The following is an 18,419-nucleotide window of genomic DNA, read 5'->3' on the forward strand; positions in this document are numbered from 1 at the left end:
CGCCCATTGCCGTGGCGCGTACGAGCGCTTCGTCTTCGCACACCCCCGCTGGCAACGGCCGTATCTACTCACGTTGTGAAGCAGCCGATCTCGAAGGACGGAGCGCATGAAGCTGACCACGGCCCAAGCGTTGGTGGCGTGGCTGATCGCCCAGCGGTCGGAGACCATCGACGGGCATGAAGTGCCCTTGTTTCCAGCGGTGTTCGCGATATTCGGGCACGGCAACGTACTCGGCCTCGGTACCGCGCTGCACGAGCGTCGCGACGAGATACCGGTCTGGCGTGGACATACCGAGCAGGGGATGGCATTGGCGGCGGTCGGATTGGCCAAGGCGACCCATCGGCGGCAGGTCGGAGTTGCTACCTCCTCCATCGGACCCGGCGCGCTGAACATGGTGACGGCGGCCGGTGTTGCGCATGCGAACCGGCTGCCGCTGCTGCTGCTTCCCGGTGACACGTTCACCACCCGCGCGCCGGATCCGGTGCTGCAGCAGGTGGAGCATTTCGGCGACGGGACGCGCACGGTGAACGATGCTTTTCGGGCCGTGAGCCGCTATTTCGATCGCATCACCCGGCCCGAGCAGCTGCTCGCGGCGCTGCCTCAGGTGGCGCGGGTTCTCACTGACGCGGCCGATGCCGGGCCGGTGACGCTGGCGCTGCCGCAGGACGTCCAGGCCGAGGTCTACGACTTTCCGGAGTCGTTCTTCGAACCGGTCGTGCATCGCCTTGTCCGGCCCCGTGCGGACCAGCGCTCCCTGGCCGATGCCGCAGCGGCGCTGCGGGCGTCGTCACGGCCACTGCTGGTGCTCGGCGGCGGCGTGCGCTACTCGGGCGCGGCCATAGCGGCGGTGGAACTTGCTGAGCGGCACGGGATCCCGATCGTCGAGACAACGGCGGGCCGCACCCTGATCCCGCATCGGCACCCCCTGTATGCCGGACCGCTCGGTGTCACCGGCTCCGCTTCGGCCAACACGATGGCCGGCGCGGCCGACCTGGTGCTCGCGGTGGGCACCCGGCTACAGGACTTCACGACGGCGTCATGGACGGTGTTCGACGCCGACGCCACCCTGGTCACGATCAATGCGGCCCGCTTCGATGCGGTCAAACACGGCGCGCTCGCAGTCGTGGGTGATGCCGCTGTGACGCTCCGGGAACTCACTGCGCGGCTCGACCCGAATGCGATCTGGCAGAACGAGTTTCGACACTCCGATGGCCTCGACGCCGAGTGGCGAGTCGATGCGGACTGGACGGCCCGAGCACTCGCGGTGCGCACCGAATGGGACGCGCACATCGAGACGTTGCGCGCCCCGACCACCGGCACGCCCACCTACGCCCAGGTGGTCGGCGTCGTCAACGAGCTGAGCGGGCCCGACGACTACGTCATGACCGCGTCGGGCGGCATGCCCGGCGAACTCGTCGGTGGCTGGCGGGCCACCGGCGGCGCACCGACCATGGATGTCGAATACGGCTTCTCCTGTATGGGATACGAGATCGCGGGCGCCTGGGGCGCGGCAATGGCACACGCCGGCCTGGTCACCACCATGCTCGGCGATGGTTCCTACCTCATGCTGAACTCCGAGTTGTTCTCGGCGGCCTTCGCCGGACACCCGCTGGTCGCCATCGTCTGCGACAACGACGGCTACGCGGTGATCGCCCGGTTGCAGGAAGGCCAGGGCGGCGCACCGTTCAACAACTTCTACGCCGACTGCCGCACCAACCACGCCGATCCGCAACGAGTCGACTTCGCGGCCCATGCGCGCGCTCTGGGCTGCGCCGTATTCGCCGCCACCGACCTGGATGAGGTCCGCACCGCCTACGCCCAGGCCCGCACCGCCGCCCGCGTCGAGTCGCGCCCCGCCGTACTGGTGGTGCGCACCCAGCCGTCCGCATGGACGGAAGCCGGAGCCTGGTGGGAGGTCGGGGTGCCGGAGCACCTTTCCGGCCGGGCGGCGTACGAGGAATCGAAGGTGCGCCAGGTGCGGTATTTGTAGTCACCGTCCTGCTCGGTGGAAGCTTCGGCGACGTGTTGGACCCGGACCCGGCGGCATCCCCCGTCTCAGCCCGATCAGGGCATGGCTGCCGGTCGCGCCCCGCAATGGGCGACCACCGTGTAGGGGACGCAAATGTCCGTTCGGGCCGGCGCGGGCGGGTAGCCTCCGCCTATGGGCCCCCTTGCGGATGCCGAAGTTGTCGCTTTTGTGCCGTCGTCAGACCTGACTCGGTCCAGCAAGTTCTTCGCGGAGGTCCTCGGTCTGACAATCGTGGAGGCGACGCTGTATGCGGTTGTTGCGCGCGGCGCGGGCACGACGGTCCGCATCACCCTGGTGAACGAGCTTGCACCACAACCTTTCACCGTGCTGGGCTGGGTCGTCCTCGATATCGGCCGAGCCGTCGCTGATCTGACCGAACACGGTGTGGTGTTCCTCCGCTACGAGGGGATGCCTCAGGATGCTGCCGGAGTGTGGACTTCGCCGGGTGGTGACAAGGTTGCCTGGTTCGCCGACCCGGACGGAAATGTGCTGTCGCTGACCGAGTTCGCCGGCTAGCCGGTTGCCGGTGCCTGCTGAGGTGTTGTCCTCAGTGCGCACCCGACCGCCAGAATCCACAGCATGGTGAGGCCGCCGACGGAGGCCGTCGTGCCCCAGCCGTTCGCCGCATAAAAGTCGGCCGGTCTGTTCCCGAAGAACAGCGACGGGACGAATGCGATGTTGATCAGCGCAAGTACCAAGGCCGACCAGCCGGCCCAGCGCGGCAGCAGCGCGGTGCGCAGCACCGCGAAGCCGAAGGTCACGAAGAACAACGTCTCGAGCAGTCGGGAGATCGTGCCGTACAAGATGTAGGTGCCGCTGACGGTGATGGTCGGATCGATCGGTTCCGGCGCTTGGATCACCGCGCCGACCTCCAGGCCCATCGAGACGAAGGCTACGGTCAGCCACATCAGCCCCGCGGTGGTGGCGACGGAACCGACCCAGGCGTATTCGGTCTGCTTCAACAGGTACCCCAGGCCCGAGATGAAGGCGACGAGCAGGGTAAGCCCCGCGAGCCCGAACATGCTGCGGATCAAGACATTCGAGTCCGGCGGCGCACCGTCGTAGACGAAATACAGCGGTAGTTCGATCAGTGTCAGCACGGCCGCGACGAGACCGGCTATTCCGGTAGCGCGACGTATTGCGGTGGCGTCCATGCGCTCTCGCTCTCGAGGAGTTCCGAATCGGCCGCCGACCTCGCCGACGGAGCAGACTCGCAGAAAGTATACGACTTATACTATAAGTCATATGTTAAAGTTTGGCGAGGCCTCGACCGGTGGAAATGGAGGTTCGCGACGATGTCCAGCGAGAAGCTGCCCGACCAGCTCGTGCGCCTGTGGCGGCTGCCGACCGGCCCGCGGCTCGGCCGGCCCGCGGAACTGGACGTGGACCGAGTTGTCGGCACGGCGGTCGCCTTGGCCGACCGAGCCGGACTCCACGGCGCGACACTGCCGAAGATCGCTGCGGCACTGGGTGTTACGCCTATGTCGCTGTACCGCCACATCGGCTCCAAAGACGAACTGAACGATTTGATGGCCGACCACGGCCTCGGTTCAGCGACGGAACTCGCTGTCTCGCAAGGGGGATGGCGCGCGGATTTGCGTCGGTGGGCGCTCGCGCAGCTCGAAGTTTTCCGCCGCCACCCCTGGTTGACCCAGCTGCCGATCAGTGGCCCGCCGCGCGGGCCCAACGCGATCGACTGGATGGACGCTGGTCTGCGCGCCTTACGCGGGACGAAGCTGGACTCGGCGTCCAAGGTCGGTGTGATCATGGTCGTCAGCGGCTATGTCCGGCAGGGTTTCGTGCTGGCGCACCAACTCGAACACGGCAGCCGAGCGGCCGGTCTCGACCAGACGCAGGTCGAGCAGAATTATGGCCGTGACCTGGCCCGTCTTGTCGATCCCGGCCGATACCCCGACGCTGCACAGCTCTTCGGATCCACCATTTTCGAAGAGGCGCCCGCCGCCGACGGAAGTGACGATCACGATTTCACCTTCGGTCTGGAACTCGTACTGGACGGTGTTGCCGCCGCAATTCTCGACGCGGAGCCGGGGGCCGACGGCTCCGCGTGATCCGCCGCGAACCTCGGGGGTTCGGCGCCTCGTCGGGCACATTCTCGCGGCGCCGCGGAGCCGCCGCCTGCCGCGCGCGGCAGGCGCGAATCCGACGCGGTAATCGTTGTGCGACTGCAACATTGCGATCTCAGACCGGTCTCGAACTAGCCCGTCTGTTGCCTCCGCCCGCCGTCAGAGCCGTTTTCGTGCCACGCGCTCCGGATCCGGGTTCGGTGCCACAGCGCCCCCGGAACGTCGGTTTGCTCACAGTGGGAGGTGCCAGATGTGGAGGAATTCGTCGGATGATGGCATTGTTGACGTCGAGACCGGGCTTATCAAAGTGATCTGCCCGGCTCGCCTACAGGAAGTAAGAAGTAAAGAACATGGCTCAAGGCAGTGTGAAGTGGTTCAACAGCGAAAAGGGCTTCGGCTTTATCGCCCAAGACGGAGGCGGCCCTGACGTCTTCGTGCATTACTCGGCCGTCAGCGGCTCGGGTTTCCGGTCCCTCGAAGAGGGCCAGCGTGTGGAGTTCGAGATCGGCCAGGGCCAGAAGGGTCCGCAGGCCCAGGACGTCCGCGCTATCTGATCAAGCGTGACTTCTGAGAGGCTCGCACCCGGCAGGGGGTGCGGGCCTCTTGCCATATCCGGGGGCGGGTCGGCTCAGGGGATTTTGGCGAACTGGACGTGAGTGACGGTGGGGGAGCTCATGATTGACGTGCATTCGTATCCGGGCAGCGTCCCGAGCTCGTCGTAGAGTCGTTCGCCCGCGCCGAGCAGGATCGGGACGACGGCCAGGTGTAACTCGTCCACCAAGCCTGCGAGCAGGAACTGCCGGACGGCTGATGCGCCGCCCGCCAACCGCACATCGGCGCCTTCGGCAGCTTCGAGCGCCCGGCGCAACACTTCTTCCGGGCCCTCGTTCACGAAGTGGAAGGTAGTACCGCCCGCCATCGAGACCGACGGCCGTTGGTGGTGGGTCATGACGAAGGTGTCGTGGTGGTAGGGCGGGTTGTCGCCCCACCAGCCGGTCCATTCATGATCTGTCCATGGTCCGCGGATCGGTCCGAACATGTTGCGGCCCATGATGGTTGCGCCGATTCCGACGTCGCCGGCCACCACGAAATCGTTGTCGATGCCGGTGTCGCCGTCGGGGTCCGCGCCAACCGTCGAGCGACCGTACTTTGTGGCGAAAGCCCAATCGTGCAGGCGCATGCCGCCTTCGCCGAGGGGGGTGTCGTGACCTTGGTTCGGTCCCGCGACATACCCGTCCAGGGAGATCGCGAGGTTGTGTACGCGCAGCTTCGGCATGAGGACTCCTTCGTCAAGCGATTGCAATTTGCAATCGCATGCCGGGTACTGTAGGCGCAACTGGTTGTATATTGCAATCAGAAGTTTCTGGATTTCGGCATGAGAAAGGGGCACCGCATGCGCGACGACGGACGCTCGGGTTGCCCGATCAACGCCACCATCGAGGTGATCGGCGACCGGTGGACGTTACTGGTGCTGCGCGACGTGATGTTCGGCAACCGGCGATACTTCCGCGAGCTGCTGGCCGGATCCGAGGAGGGCATCGCGTCGAACATCCTGTCCGACCGGCTCAAGCGCCTCGTCGCGGCCGGGCTGCTCAGCCGTGAAGACACCCGCCCCGGCCAGAAAACCGAATACCGGCTAACCGAGCCGGCCATCGAGCTGGTGCCGATCATGGCCCACCTCGGTGCGTGGGGGTTGCGGCATCGGCCGACGACCAAACGGCTCCGGGTACGCGCCGAACTGCTCGAGGAGGGCGGACCGCAGCTGTGGAACGAATTCATGGACGAACTGCGCGAGTCCCATCTCGGTATCCCGCGGCCGGATCCGAGCGGGCCACGGGCGACAGAACGACTCGCTCAGGCCTACGCTGCGGCGATCGTCGAATCGTAGTGCCGCACTGCTCGACTCGGTCGCGGATGTCGTCGGCGTGACTGGGATGTCGATGTCGTCGACGCGATCGACGCCGAGTCATGAACCTGTACACCCCACGTCATTCAGGAACGTTCGTAGACAGTCCGGGCGGTGCGGGGGAGTGACCGAACCATCCTGCGGCACGTCATCTCTCGTTGACCCTGACGCGACCGGCCAGTTCCGGGACGACCTCCGACCCCGCACAACTGGCCGACGGGCGCCGACCTGGTCCGGCGGTGGACCTCCAGTCGCCTGGCCTCCCATGCCGCGGCCGCTCCCGGTCCGTGCTATAGCAACCGGTCCCGCTCGCACTCGCTGAACTGGATCGCATCGGAATCTGCGATGTTCAGAGGACCGGCTCTACCTCGTGTGGCGTCACCGAACGGACTTCCTTGCGGAAGAAGTCTGACGTCGCCGCGTGTACGCGCGCCATGTCGCGGTCCGGGGTCTTCGGGAAAGCGGGTGCGGCGCGCGCGAATTCGGCGGCGATGAAGTCGGCGATCGGCGCGGGAACGGTACCACTGCCCATTTCGCGGGTGCGCGACTTCAGCTCGGTGAGCTCGGCGATGGTCGCGACAAGATCCGCGGGCAGATCGCACTGCTGCAGTAGTGTCGGCAGGTGCATGGGCGCGACGGCAGCATCGGGATGCTCGCGCAACCAGCGCAGCGCCATCGCCGGGCGGAGCGAATAGAACACCTTCTTCAACGACCGATGCTTGTCGAACAACGACCATTGCCTGCTGCCCAGGTGTAGATAGTGGCGGGCCACCTGGTTGCGATCGGCGACCTCGGTTGCCAAGGCGCGCAGGTCATCACGGAATCGGGTGTCGCCGCGGTAGACGATCGGCGACATCAACCATTCGATCAACACGGCATTGCCCTTGACCAGAAGTCGCAGTGCCTTGGCCAGATCCCAGCCGTTCACATCCAGCAGACCTGTCAGCGGAGTCTCGATCACATCCCTGGTCCGCCACGGCGACAGGTAGGTGTCGAGGTTCGCCACATAGACGAACCGGCAGTCGTAGTCCGAATCGGGGGAGGGGAAACCCCAGGCCCGGCTGCCGCTCTCGATCGCCAGCCGCACCGTGACTCGATTCTCCTGCTCGACCCGATCCAGCTCGGCGTCGATGGATCCGACGACCGTCGGGTCCATGGAGTAGGGGATCGCGCGTAGGGACATTCGGTGATGCTAAGTGCCGGTGATCGCAGGGTGCAGCCCATTTTCGGTCACCGGTTCGCTGCGCTGCGAGTGCGTGGCCGGTTGCGTCGGGTGCTGGGCGGTATTGCTGCCGACCGGTCGACCCGCGCCGGATATGTCATGTCGCGTGTTTGTCGGACGTGTGTATCGCCGTGTTCGTCCGAGTTCAATCGGGTGTGATCTTTGGTAATTCTCAGGCAATTGCCAAGTTCCCCTTAGGAATTCGCAACACAGATCCTTCGCCGGAGTAATTACCGGCATTGGAAACCGGCGTTAACCTGGTCCGTCGGAATCTGGGCTGCTCAGGATGCTTATGGGCGATCGTCCAGCTCACGATTGAGATCAAAATGTAATCCGAGTCACAATATTGCCGAATTCCGTAACCAGATTTGTGAGAGCCCCGATGTGCACTGTGTTAGCCAGTCAAACTGGATTTCGTTCGACGAGAGGTAAGAAATGATCCCCGTTATCATCGACACCGGTAGTGCCGCCCTGAACGGTCTTCTGAGCACTGGCAGTGCGGCTCTGAACGGCATCCTCAGCACCCTGTGGACCGGTTCTTTCGGCGGCTGAGTAGGTATGACGGTCGATTGACTCGACTTCCAGCAGGCCCCCGGGCGCCCATCGGCGCCGGGGGCCTGCTGTATTTCCGGGTCGAGTCGATCGCGGACATGCCGCTGAACAGGCCCATCGATCGCACTGACGGCGGCCGCCTGCCGGGGGGTAAAAAGCCGCGAACCCTCGCCCACTAAGCTGAACGGCGGTAATTGCCGACCCCTTTCTCCCCAGGAGTACTCCACCGTGAGCCAAGCAGGCCGTCCTGTTGTTCTGATCGCCGACAAGCTCGCCCAGTCGACCGTCGATGCGCTTGGTGACGGTGTCGAGGTGCGGTGGGTCGACGGACCCGATCGCCCGGCGCTGCTCGCCGCGGTCCCCGAGGCCGACGCGCTGCTCGTGCGCTCCGCGACCACGGTCGACGCCGAGGTGCTCGAGGCGGGCAAGAACCTGAAGATTGTCGCGCGCGCAGGCGTCGGCCTCGACAATGTCGAGGTGCCCGCCGCCACCGAGCGTGGCGTCATGGTCGTCAACGCGCCGACCTCCAATATCCACACCGCCGCCGAGCACGCTGTCACGCTGTTGCTCGCCGCCGCCCGCCAGATCCCCGCCGCCGACGCGACTCTGCGCGAGCACACCTGGCAGCGCAGCAAGTTCAACGGTGTCGAGATCTTCGACAAGACCGTCGGTGTCGTCGGCCTCGGCCGCATCGGCCAACTGTTCGCCGCGCGCCTGGCCGCCTTCGAAACCAAGATCATCGCCTACGACCCCTACGTGTCGCCCGCCCGCGCCGCGCAGCTCGGTATCGAGCTGCTCAGCCTGGATGAGCTGCTCGAGCGCGCCGACCTGATCTCCGTGCACCTGCCGAAGACCCCCGAGACCAAGGGCATCATCGGCAAGGAAGCTATCGCCAAGACCAAGCCGGGCGTGATCATCGTCAACGCCGCCCGTGGTGGACTCGTCGACGAGCAGGCGCTCGCCGACGCCATCAAGTCCGGGCACGTGCGGGCCGCCGGCCTCGACGTGTTCGAGACCGAGCCGTGCACCGACAGCCCGCTGTTCGAGCTGCCGCAGGTCGTGGTGACCCCGCACCTCGGTGCCTCCACCTCCGAAGCACAGGACCGCGCAGGCACCGATGTCGCCAAGTCCGTGCTGCTCGCGCTGGCCGGTGAATTCGTGCCGGGCGCCGTGAACGTCACCGGCGGCTCGGTCGGCGATTCGGTCGCACCGTGGCTGGACATCGTTCGCAAGCAGGGCGCGCTGCTCGGTGCACTGTCCAACGAGCTGCCGGTCAGCCTCGAGGTTCAGGTCCGGGGCGAGCTGGCCTCCGAAGATGTTGCGGTGCTGGAGCTTTCCGCGCTGCGCGGCGTCTTCTCGGCATTAGTCGAAGACCAGGTCACTTTCGTGAACGCACCCGCGCTCGCCAAGGACCGCGGCATCACCGCCCAGGTGACTACCGCGTCGGAGAGCCCGAGCCATCGCAGCGTCGTCGATCTGCGTGCGGTGTTCGGTGACGGCAGCACGCTGAACGTGGCGGGCACCCTGACCGAGCCGCAGCTGGTCCAGAAGATCGTCAATATCAACGGCCGCAACTACGACCTGCGCGCCGAGGGCCTGAACCTGGCCGTCCTGAACTACGAGGACAGGCCGGGCGCACTGGGCAAGATCGGCACCAAGCTCGGCGAGGCAGGCGTCGACATCCTTGCCGCGCAGCTGAGCCAGGATGTCGACAAGGAAGGCGCCACCGTCGTGCTGCGCGTCGGCCGTGAGGTAACCGCCGACGTCCAGGCCGCCATCGCCGAGTCCGTCGGCGCAGGCAAGGTCGTCCAGGTCGATCTGTTCTGATCGGCCGGCCGGGGCGCGAGCGTTCGTGGTTGTTCCCGGCCTTTCATAAACCCCGTTGCGCGCCGTCACCAATCGTGGCGGCGCGCAACGTATGAAAAGGCGTAACGGGGCCAACCGCCTGGTACGGGCCGAACAAATGAAGCGTCGGCTGTGCACCGTGAACCAACGGCAGTAGTGGTCTGAAGTTGGCGGCCGAGCTGGTTCGCCGGGTCTATGCGGCTGCGCGGTCGTGGCGTGGCCCGTGCTGGGTGTGAAGTTGGGTGGTGGCGTAGCTGGGTGGTTGCGGCTGCGCGGTCGTGCGGGCTGGCCCGTCGTTGGTGTCAAGTTGGTGGCGGCTCGGCTGGATCGCGAGGGTGGTTGCGGCCACGGCGCTGTTCGCAACGGCCCGCCATGGACGCGAAGCTGAGAGCAAGCTCGTCCCGGTGTCCCGGCGCTTCGGTCGATCGAGCTGCAATATGGCCGCGCCCGACGGTCGCCCGTTGTGATGCACCAAGTACGGTGATGCTGCTGGTGTTCGCTCGATGGGATACGAGCGGGCGCATGGCGTCGGCCCGGATTCGCGAAGACATCCGAAGATCAGGGCGGGCGCACACAGCTCGCCGTGAACCCGGCGCCGCCGGTGACCGGCAATACTGAACGGAGCAATGTTGTCATGAAGCTTGCTGTCATCCCCGGTGACGGAATCGGTCCCGAGGTCATCGCCGAGGCACTGAAGGTGCTCGACGTGGTGGCGCCCGGTGTCGCGAAGACCGAGTACGACCTCGGTGCCAAGCGCTACCACGCGACCGGTGAGATCCTCCCGGATTCGGTGCTGCCGGAGCTCAAGCAGCACGACGCGATCCTGCTCGGTGCGATCGGCGATCCGTCGGTGCCCAGCGGTGTGCTCGAGCGCGGACTGCTGCTGCACACCCGGTTCGCGCTGGACCACCACGTGAACCTGCGGCCGTCGAAGCTGTATCCCGGGGTGACCAGCCCGCTGTCGGGCAACCCCGACATTGATTTCGTCGTCGTGCGTGAAGGCACCGAAGGGCCGTACACCGGCACCGGCGGCGCGATTCGGGTGCGGACCCCGCACGAGGTCGCCACCGAGGTGAGCACCAACACCCGCTTCGGCATCGAACGCGTCGTGCGTTACGCCTTCGCCAAGGCGCAGGCCCGCCGCAAGCACCTCACCCTGGTGCACAAGACCAACGTGCTGACCTACGCCGGTTCGCTGTGGCAGCGCACCGTCGACGAGGTCGCCACCGAGTTCCCCGACGTGCAGGTCTCCTATCAGCACATCGATGCCGCGACCATCCACATGGTCAACGACCCGGGCCGCTTCGATGTGATCGTCACCGACAACCTGTTCGGCGACATCATCACCGACCTCGCTGCCGCAGTGAGCGGTGGCATCGGCCTGGCAGCCAGCGGCAACATCGACGCCTCCGGCACCAACCCGAGCATGTTCGAGCCCGTGCACGGCAGCGCCCCCGACATTGCAGGCCAGTCCAAAGCCGACCCCACCGCCGCCATCCTTTCGGTCTCCCTACTGCTCAACCACCTCGGCAACGCCGAGGCGGCTACGCGCATCGAGTCCGCAGTAGCCAAGGACCTGGCATCACGCACCGGCACCGCCTCCACCGTCGAGGTCGGCGACCGAATCGCCGCCGCAGTGTGACCAACCACCCAGCCTCCACTCCCGAACCCGGGCGCGGAGGCTGGGTGTCTCGCACTTTCCCCCGAGCGGAATATGACCAGGGAGTCCTCTGCATTTGCCGCACCGGCGTCCTGTTCGGTGTGCGTTTCCGCCATTGGTACATGGCGGGTCGGCGGGTGTGCCGTAGCGATGTGCCACTCGTAGGTGTGCCGCGCTGAGTAGCACCTGATGGTGGACATCTCGGTGTTTGCCGCATCCAATCGCCGTCCGTGGGTACGTCTTCGCCGAGTGGAACATCATGGTGGGGCCTCGGTGTTATCCACAGCCGTGTCACGCGCGGCGAGCTGGCGATGCGGTTCCTATCGGGGGCTGGTGATGCGGAGGTTCGACCACGTCAACACTGCCGATCTTCATGCTGGAAGTTGTGGGTTTGGGTGTCCGAGTTGTGGAAGCGGGAGTGGGGTGCCTCTCCGGGGTGGCCAGCGCTGCCCGGGTAAACCTGTGGGGGCAACTGGACTGGGCAGCGCGGTTCGGGGAGTTGAAGGTTTGTGAGCGCTACCTTCGGGGGTCTTCATGCTGGAAGTTGTGGGTCTGCTTGCCTGAGTTGTGGAAGTGGAGGTCGGGTGCCTCTCCGGGGTGGCCAGCGCTGCCCGGGTAAACCTGTGGGGGGCAACTGGACTGGGCAGCGTGCTTCGGGGAGTTGAAGGCTCGTGAGCGCTACCATCGCGGGTTTTCGCGCTGGCAGTTATGGGTCTGCTTGCCCGAGTTGCGGACGCGGAAGCCGGGTACCTCACCCGACGTACCCAGCACTGCCCGGAATAATCCGCAGGAGGCAATCGAAACTGGACAGCGCGCTCCAGGGTTCGAAAACGAGCTCACCTCCTCGGTGCAGCGCCGCCAACTGGCCGGCCGAACTTCGGTGGCGTGCCCCAGGTTGGGAAAAGCGAAGTCACCTTCCGGCGGCGTTCCGGGCAGTGCCGGGTGCGTCGTGTGCCGTACCCGGCTTTCTATTCCGCAGCCTGGGTAGGCAGGCACAGGCTTCCGGCATAGGGACGGATTGTGGTTGCGTTGCAAGCACTTTCGGCAAATGAGGGTAGTGAAATGGTGGCTGTTGAGGTGGTGCGGACCGCCATTTCTCTCACGCCGACCGGAGCAGACGGGTAGCGGCTTCTGACGTGAGGAGTAGCTGTGGGTGCGTTCGGGGGATTTGGTAGTGGAGGTGGTAGTCCCGCGAGGGTTTCGCGGCGGCTATTCAGTTCGGGTTTCGGTGGGGACCAGGGGGATGGCGGCCGCTGCCAGGACTGCGGCGCTCAGGTAGGCGGCGGCGAAGCCGGTTGCGGTGATGAGGGCGCCGAAGGCTGGCGGGATGGCGGCCATGGCGAGGTTTTGGCCGGTGTTCTGGATGCCGAGGCCGCGGCCGCTCCAGTAGGGGCCTGCGATTTCGGCGACGGCGGTGAAGGCAAGCCCGTTGTCGGCGACGGTGATTACCGAGGCTGCGATCAACAGGGGGATGGCTGCCCACCAGGAATGTGTCCATGCAGTCAAGGCCAAACCGGACATGGCGAGAACAGCGGCGACGGCGACGGTGCGCAATGGACCCAGTCGGCTGCCGACCTGATCCGACCAGTGGCCTGCGCCGATTCTGCCCAAGGCGCCCAGGATTTGGGTTGCGGTGACCAACGCGCCCGCAGTTGCCAATGACCAGCCGACGTCGCGGTGCAGCCACAGCAGCGCGAAGGTCCACACCGTGCCCTGCGGTACACACAACAGCACGGATACCGCATGGATGCGCCACAGCGTGGAATCGCCGCGATAGGGATTGGCCCGATCGGCTGCTCTGCCCTCGGGGCGAGGTGGGTCGACGATCCAGATCAGGCAGCCGATCGCGGCGACACCGGCCATGACGGCCGGAACCAGGATCGCGGCCGAAACCCCGTGCGCCGCAGCTACGGCGGGGATCGCCAGTGCCCCGACGCCGACGCCCAACGGCTGCGCTGTCTGCCGAATCCCCATCGCCAGTCCACGTCGTTGCGGCGGGAACCAGCCGACGATGACGCGGCCGCTGGCGCCGTTGGTGCTCGCGGCACCGATGCCGCCCAAGAACAACAGGACGCCGAGCACGCCGTAATTCGATGCCGTCGCGGCCGCGGCTCCCGCCACCAACATCAGCACCGGTCCGCCGACCAGCACCTTGCGCTCGCCGAGGCGATCGACGACATAGCCCCAGGCGATCAATGTGCACACCAGCCCCACGGTGGGCATCGCCACCAGCAGGCCCGCGGTGGCCAAGGGCATGCCGCCCGCGGTCAATGCGGGCAGCAGGAACGGAACACCGTGGATGAAGACCGCGCTCGAGGACTGCGCGAAGACGCCGAGGCCGAGCATTGACCACCGCCGGACCTCGCGGATCTGCGTGACGGTAGCCATCGGCCTCACCTCTGAATCTCATAATGTGAAATCAAGTTCTCACTGAATGAACTTCGGGTCTCACCGTACACCTGGTCGGCGGCCCTATTTCCGGTTCGCGCTGTCGATCGGGTCACAGCGCCGCTGATTTCGGACAGGCAGACGTAGCGAGCGCCTCTACGCCCGCCGCTTGATCACTCGAGGCTGGGCTGAACCGCTCAACTCGGTTGATGGGTCGCGGTCGCAAGCCCTTCGGGCCGAGAACACCGCTCTGCCGTGGGCGCCGCAAATCCGGTGCAGGCGCGTTCGAGCAGGTGGAAGGTGGTGGATAGACTGCGGGTCATGCGTCTAGGTCGAGTTGCCAGTCCCGATGGGGTCGCTTTCGTCAGCATCGAGGGAGAGGGAAGCGACACCGTCGCCAAGGAGATTGCGGAGCACCCGTTCGGTACGCCGACGTTCACCGGGCGGAGCTGGCCGCTGGCCGATGTGCGCTTGCTCGCGCCGATCCTGGCGAGCAAGGTGGTGTGTATCGGCAAGAATTACGCCGCACACGCGGCCGAGATGGGCGGGCCCGCCCCGCAGGATCCGGTGATCTTCCTCAAACCGAATACCTCGATCGTCGGGCCGAACGCACCGATCATCTTGCCGCCCAGCTCCTCTCAGGTCGACTATGAGGGCGAACTGGCCGTGGTGATCGGGCGTCCGTGCAAGGACGTGCCCGCAGCGCGGGCCATGGACGTGGTGCTCGGCTACACCGCCGCCAACGATGTCACCGCGCGTGACCAGCAGCGTCACGATGGTCAGTGGACCAGGGGCAAGGGCTACGACACCTTCTGCCCGCTCGGTCCCTGGATCGAAACCTCCTTGGACCCATCGGATCTGGAGATCGTGACCGAGCTGGCGGGCGAGGTTCGCCAGCGCAGCCGCACTTCGCTTCTGCTGCACGACATTCCGAAGCTTATCGAGTGGGTCAGCGCCGTAATGACGTTGCTGCCCGGCGACGTGATTCTGACCGGGACCCCGGAGGGTGTCGGCCCGGTGCAGGCTGGGCAGCAGGTGTCGGTGACCATCGAGGGCATCGGCACTCTCACGAATCCTGTTGCGGCTAAACAGCGTTAGCGACGGCGTGCCGGTCGCTCGAAAGAGTCCGTCAGCGACTACTTGTAGGTCGCTCGAAAGGGCCCGCAGACGATTGCTTGCGGGGTCGCTCGAAACAACCTCATCGAAAGAGAGCCATGACTGAAGTACGGGTCCGTTTCTGCCCGTCACCCACTGGGACGCCGCATGTCGGCCTCATCCGGACGGCGCTGTTCAACTGGGCGTACGCCCGCCATACCGGCGGAAAATTCGTCTTCCGTATCGAAGACACCGATGCGGCACGCGATTCCGAAGAGTCCTACCGCGCAATTCTGGATGCGTTGCGCTGGCTCGGCCTCACCTGGGACGAAGGCCCGGAGGTCGGCGGCCCGTATGAGCCATACCGGCAGTCGCTGCGGCGTGATTTGCATCTCGATGTGGTGGTGAAGTTGCTGGAGGCGGGAGAGGCATACGAATCCTTTTCCACGCCTGAGGAAGTCGAGGAACGCCACCGCGTTGCGGGCCGCGATCCGAAACTGGGGTACGACAACTTCGACAGGGATCTGACGCCCCAGGCGATCGAGGCATACCGGGCCGCCGGCCGCCCGGCGGTGATTCGGCTGCGGATGCCCGACGAGGACCTCACCTGGCATGACCTCGTGCGCGGCGAGACCACGTTCAAGGCGGGCACCGTGCCGGACTTCGCGCTCACCCGGGGTAATGGCGATCCGCTCTATACGCTGGTCAACCCGGTCGACGACGCGCTGATGAAGATCACCCACGTGTTGCGTGGTGAGGACCTGCTCTCCTCGACGCCGCGGCAGCTCGCCCTTTACCGCGCATTGTGCCGGATCGGGGTGGCCGACTTCACCCCCGAATTCGGCCATCTGCCGTTCGTGATGGGGCAGGGCAACAAGAAGCTGTCCAAGCGTGATCCGGAGTCGAATCTGTTCGCGCATCGCGATCGCGGATTCATTCCAGAGGGTTTGCTGAATTACCTCGCACTACTCGGATGGAGCATCGCGGACGATCACGATGTGTTCTCGATGGCAGAGATGGTGGCCGCCTTCGATATTTCGAAAGTAAATTCGAATCCGGCTCGTTTCGACCAGAAGAAGGCCGACGCGCTGAACGCTGAACATATACGGTTGCTGGAGCATGGTGATTTCACTCACCGACTGCGTGAGTATCTGACCGAGCACAATCACATCGGCGCCGAAATCGACGAGAAGACCTTCGCTGTGGCGGCCGAACTGGTGCAGACCAGGATTGTGGTGTTGTCCGATGCGTGGGATCTGCTGCGATTCCTTTTCGCGCCCGCGGAAGAGTTCGCGATCGACCCGCCTGCGGGGGCGAAGAATCTCGGTGCGGACGCCACCCTGGTATTGCAGGCCGCTATTGCCGCGCTGGAGCCGTTGGCGCAATGGTCGACAGCCGCAATCGAAGAAGCGTTGAAAGCGGCGCTCATCGATGATCTGGGGCTCAAGCCTCGCAAAGCCTTCGCGCCGGTGCGCGTCGCGGTGACGGGTTCGCACATCAGTCCGCCACTGTACGAGTCGCTGGAGCTGCTCGGTCGGGGGGTGACTCTGGGGCGGTTGCGGTCGGCGCGAGAGTGGACCGCGACGGCGTCAACCGAGTCGGTTCAGCCAAAAACCGGCCGCTGACCAGCCGATTTGTAGTTACCCGGGCGCTGTTTGGTACTCTCTTTCTCGGCCAGGAACACGGCCTCGGAGTCAGCCAGACACGAGGCCGAGCGCCCGGTGCATTGGGGTATGGTGTAATTGGCAACACAGCTGATTCTGGTTCAGCCATTCTAGGTTCGAGTCCTGGTACCCCAGCGGAGTTTGTTGTCGACCTCGGTTCGCGGCCGAAAGATCAACAGCAACCGGCGATTTGGTCGCCGAGCTTCGGCCGGTTAAGCTAGCCGAGCTTCCACTGATCGAAAGATCACGGATGGTCACCACGAAAGTGGGAGATCAGTCCTGGCCCCGTCGTCTAGCGGCCTAGGACGCCGCCCTCTCAAGGCGGTAGCGCGGGTTCGAATCCCGTCGGGGCTACAACGCGCGAAAGGCTCATGCTCATGGAGAGCATGAGCCTTTCGCGTTTTCGCATGTCTTGTGGGGGCGCAGCCCCCACGCCCCGCCCGGTGGGCTGTGCCCCCGGACCCCCGGACCCCCGGCCGGCGGGCTGCGCCCAGCCGAGCCTGTTGAATGTCGAGTGCTTCGTCTCGGCCCGAGCTTCCTCGCTTCTTGCGGCCCTTGCTTGGCTGGGTGGCGGCCATGCTCGGCTTAGCTGCGTGGAGGGTCTCGATCCATCCGGCTCCTGCTCGCGGGCTGCGCTGGCCTGTCTGCGCTCGGCTGGGCTCGGCTGCTTGGGTGGGTGCTGCTCGGCTGGGCTCGGCTGCTTGCATTGGTCCTGCTCGGCTGGTGCTGCAGGAAGTTCTGCCTGGGCTGGTCTCCGTGCTCACGCTGCGATGGGTCCGGCTCAGCTGGAGCTGTGTGGAGGGGTTCTGCCTCGGCCGGTTTCCGGCGCTCGCGTGAGCTGCTGAGTCGGTCCTACTCGGCTCTAAGCGTGTGGAGAGGCACCACGGCTCCCCGCTCCTCGTTGCCGGCGCTCGGCTCGGGCGGCCCTATGGGTCCTGGCGCGCATGGATCCGCTCGGCTGGCCGGTAGGGCGTTGGTTGGTGTCTCGAGGCGATTCGCATCTGCTCGGGTCCTGTCGGCCTACTCAGGGCATAAGTAAGGCCCTCCAGTCGGGTGCCTGGAGGGCCTTCTCAGGTTTACGTTTAGCCGCTCTTGCGCCGGAACTCACGCTTGTGGCTGGCGTTGCCGTGCGCCGAGGTGGCCTTGGACCGTCCGTCCAGGTGATCGGACGCTTTGGCGGACTGCTGGTTCTTGCGATCCAGCGCCTCCTTGAACTTGCGCTTCACCTCTTCGGCACTGCTGCCGTTGGAACTATCCGCTTCCGCCATCGCCTGCTCCTCGTCGTCGCGGCCGCGCCGCTCGTCCTCCAGACGGACGTGCGGGGCCGATTCGTGTCGAACTATGTGACGCTAACGCGCCTACGCCGCTCTGTCAGGCGGATTTCGGTCGCGCCGCGCCGGTCTATTCCGGCCATGTGGCCAGGCTCTCACTCGCGGGGGGATCAGTCGAGCGCGTTGGCGGTGGTGCCGCCGAGCGGCAGGGCGGGCAGACCGAGCTTGCGATGATCCCAACTGCGCAGTCGATCCGGCACCAGGCGCACTGCCACGCGCTTGTGCAGCATCTGTTCGACGAAGGGGCGGACATCTTCGCTGTAGGGCCCGGTGTAGCGCTCCCACACGCTGACGCCGACCGCGTACAGCTTGTCCGTGTCGTCGATGATCTCGGCGTGGCCTTCGATCGAGACGCCGCGCAGGGTGTCGTAGGTCTGGCCGGCCTCGACCATGCAGGTGACCCGTGGGTCGCGGCGCAGGTTGACCGCTTTCTGCGACTTCGCTTTGGTCTCGAACCAGATCTCGCCGTCGATCAGCGCGTACCACATGGCGGTCAGGTGCGGTGTGCCTTTGGGGCCGATGGTGGCCAGCGTCGCGATCCTGCTGCGCGCCAAGAAGTCGGTGATCTCGGTCTCGGACATGACGATCTGTGCCCGTTGGTTTGCTCCCATGGGGCAACTGTAGAGACTGATTACTAGAACGC

Annotated in this window: 15 protein-coding genes and 2 tRNA genes; 11 read left to right on the forward strand and 6 right to left on the reverse strand. The window is 65.6% G+C overall.

Features of this window, described 5'->3' with window-relative positions; translation table 11 throughout:
• Positions 1–106: 106 nt before the first annotated feature.
• Positions 107–1,990, forward strand: a complete 1,884-nt coding sequence (gene iolD / locus AB0M74_RS06870) for a 3D-(3,5/4)-trihydroxycyclohexane-1,2-dione acylhydrolase (decyclizing) (protein ID WP_364902471.1) — start codon at positions 107–109, stop codon at positions 1,988–1,990.
• Positions 1,991–2,161: 171 nt separating this feature from the next.
• A complete protein-coding gene (locus AB0M74_RS06875) occupies positions 2,162–2,545 on the forward strand; it encodes a VOC family protein (protein ID WP_364902474.1) in 384 nt (127 codons plus the stop codon).
• Here AB0M74_RS06875 and AB0M74_RS06880 read toward each other — a convergent pair.
• A complete protein-coding gene (locus AB0M74_RS06880) occupies positions 2,542–3,183 on the reverse strand; it encodes a hypothetical protein (RefSeq protein WP_364902477.1) in 642 nt (213 codons plus the stop codon). The two genes, AB0M74_RS06875 and AB0M74_RS06880, sit on opposite strands and share 4 nt — an antisense overlap.
• A gap of 141 nt (positions 3,184–3,324) precedes the next feature.
• Here AB0M74_RS06880 and AB0M74_RS06885 point away from each other — a divergent pair, with 141 nt between their 5' ends.
• Both AB0M74_RS06885 and AB0M74_RS06890 read left to right on the forward strand, forming a co-directional pair.
• A complete protein-coding gene (locus AB0M74_RS06885; protein WP_364902480.1) occupies positions 3,325–4,098 on the forward strand; it encodes a TetR/AcrR family transcriptional regulator in 774 nt (257 codons plus the stop codon).
• Positions 4,099–4,463: 365 nt separating this feature from the next.
• Complete coding sequence (locus tag AB0M74_RS06890) at positions 4,464–4,667, forward strand: cold-shock protein (RefSeq protein WP_040693519.1); 204 nt, start codon at positions 4,464–4,466, stop codon at positions 4,665–4,667.
• A gap of 74 nt (positions 4,668–4,741) precedes the next feature.
• Here the strand turns inward: AB0M74_RS06890 and AB0M74_RS06895 are convergent, their stop codons facing one another.
• Complete coding sequence (locus AB0M74_RS06895; protein WP_364902483.1) at positions 4,742–5,389, reverse strand: dihydrofolate reductase family protein; 648 nt, start codon at positions 5,387–5,389, stop codon at positions 4,742–4,744.
• A 99-nt stretch (positions 5,390–5,488) separates the two neighbouring features.
• On the opposite strand from AB0M74_RS06895, the gene AB0M74_RS06900 reads away from it, so the two are divergent.
• Positions 5,489–6,001 (forward strand): helix-turn-helix domain-containing protein, encoded by a 513-nt coding sequence (locus AB0M74_RS06900; RefSeq protein ID WP_364902486.1) that lies wholly within the window; start codon positions 5,489–5,491, stop codon positions 5,999–6,001.
• 367 nt (positions 6,002–6,368) lie between these two features.
• Here AB0M74_RS06900 and AB0M74_RS06905 read toward each other — a convergent pair whose 3' ends face one another.
• Positions 6,369–7,202, reverse strand: a complete 834-nt coding sequence (locus AB0M74_RS06905; RefSeq protein ID WP_364902489.1) for a nucleotidyltransferase domain-containing protein — start codon at positions 7,200–7,202, stop codon at positions 6,369–6,371.
• Positions 7,203–8,021: 819 nt separating this feature from the next.
• Between AB0M74_RS06905 and serA the strand changes: the two genes are divergently transcribed.
• Together serA and AB0M74_RS06915 are read left to right on the forward strand one after the other, a co-directional pair.
• Complete coding sequence (gene serA, locus AB0M74_RS06910; protein WP_364902492.1) at positions 8,022–9,620, forward strand: phosphoglycerate dehydrogenase; 1,599 nt, start codon at positions 8,022–8,024, stop codon at positions 9,618–9,620.
• Positions 9,621–10,272: 652 nt separating this feature from the next.
• The gene (locus AB0M74_RS06915; protein WP_364902495.1) at positions 10,273–11,280 is read left to right on the forward strand and encodes a 3-isopropylmalate dehydrogenase; all 1,008 of its coding nucleotides are present in this window, start codon (positions 10,273–10,275) and stop codon (positions 11,278–11,280) included.
• A 1,227-nt stretch (positions 11,281–12,507) separates the two neighbouring features.
• On the opposite strand, the gene AB0M74_RS06920 is transcribed toward AB0M74_RS06915, so the two are convergent.
• Positions 12,508–13,686 (reverse strand): MFS transporter, encoded by a 1,179-nt coding sequence (locus tag AB0M74_RS06920; protein WP_364902498.1) that lies wholly within the window; start codon positions 13,684–13,686, stop codon positions 12,508–12,510.
• 321 nt (positions 13,687–14,007) lie between these two features.
• On the opposite strand from AB0M74_RS06920, the gene AB0M74_RS06925 reads away from it, so the two are divergent.
• From AB0M74_RS06925 to AB0M74_RS06940, 4 genes are all read left to right on the forward strand, one after another.
• Complete coding sequence (locus AB0M74_RS06925) at positions 14,008–14,784, forward strand: fumarylacetoacetate hydrolase family protein (RefSeq protein WP_364902499.1); 777 nt, start codon at positions 14,008–14,010, stop codon at positions 14,782–14,784.
• Between the two features lie 116 nt (positions 14,785–14,900).
• Entirely contained in the window at positions 14,901–16,406 is a 1,506-nt protein-coding gene (gltX, locus tag AB0M74_RS06930) for a glutamate--tRNA ligase (RefSeq protein WP_364902502.1), read from the forward strand.
• A 102-nt stretch (positions 16,407–16,508) separates the two neighbouring features.
• Positions 16,509–16,580: transfer RNA gene (locus AB0M74_RS06935), tRNA-Gln, on the forward strand.
• Between the two features lie 146 nt (positions 16,581–16,726).
• A tRNA-Glu gene (locus AB0M74_RS06940) sits at positions 16,727–16,799 on the forward strand.
• A 728-nt stretch (positions 16,800–17,527) separates the two neighbouring features.
• Here the strand turns inward: AB0M74_RS06940 and AB0M74_RS06945 are convergent.
• Positions 17,528–17,713 (reverse strand): DUF5302 domain-containing protein, encoded by a 186-nt coding sequence (locus AB0M74_RS06945; RefSeq protein ID WP_328404262.1) that lies wholly within the window; start codon positions 17,711–17,713, stop codon positions 17,528–17,530.
• A 173-nt stretch (positions 17,714–17,886) separates the two neighbouring features.
• Positions 17,887–18,387, reverse strand: coding sequence for a PPOX class F420-dependent oxidoreductase (locus AB0M74_RS06950; RefSeq protein ID WP_364902505.1), 501 nt, complete (start codon positions 18,385–18,387; stop codon positions 17,887–17,889).
• Positions 18,388–18,419 lie beyond the last annotated feature (32 nt).

Source organism: Nocardia sp. NPDC051463, from assembly GCF_040681975.1.
In the GTDB taxonomy this organism is placed as follows: domain Bacteria; phylum Actinomycetota; class Actinomycetes; order Mycobacteriales; family Mycobacteriaceae; genus Nocardia.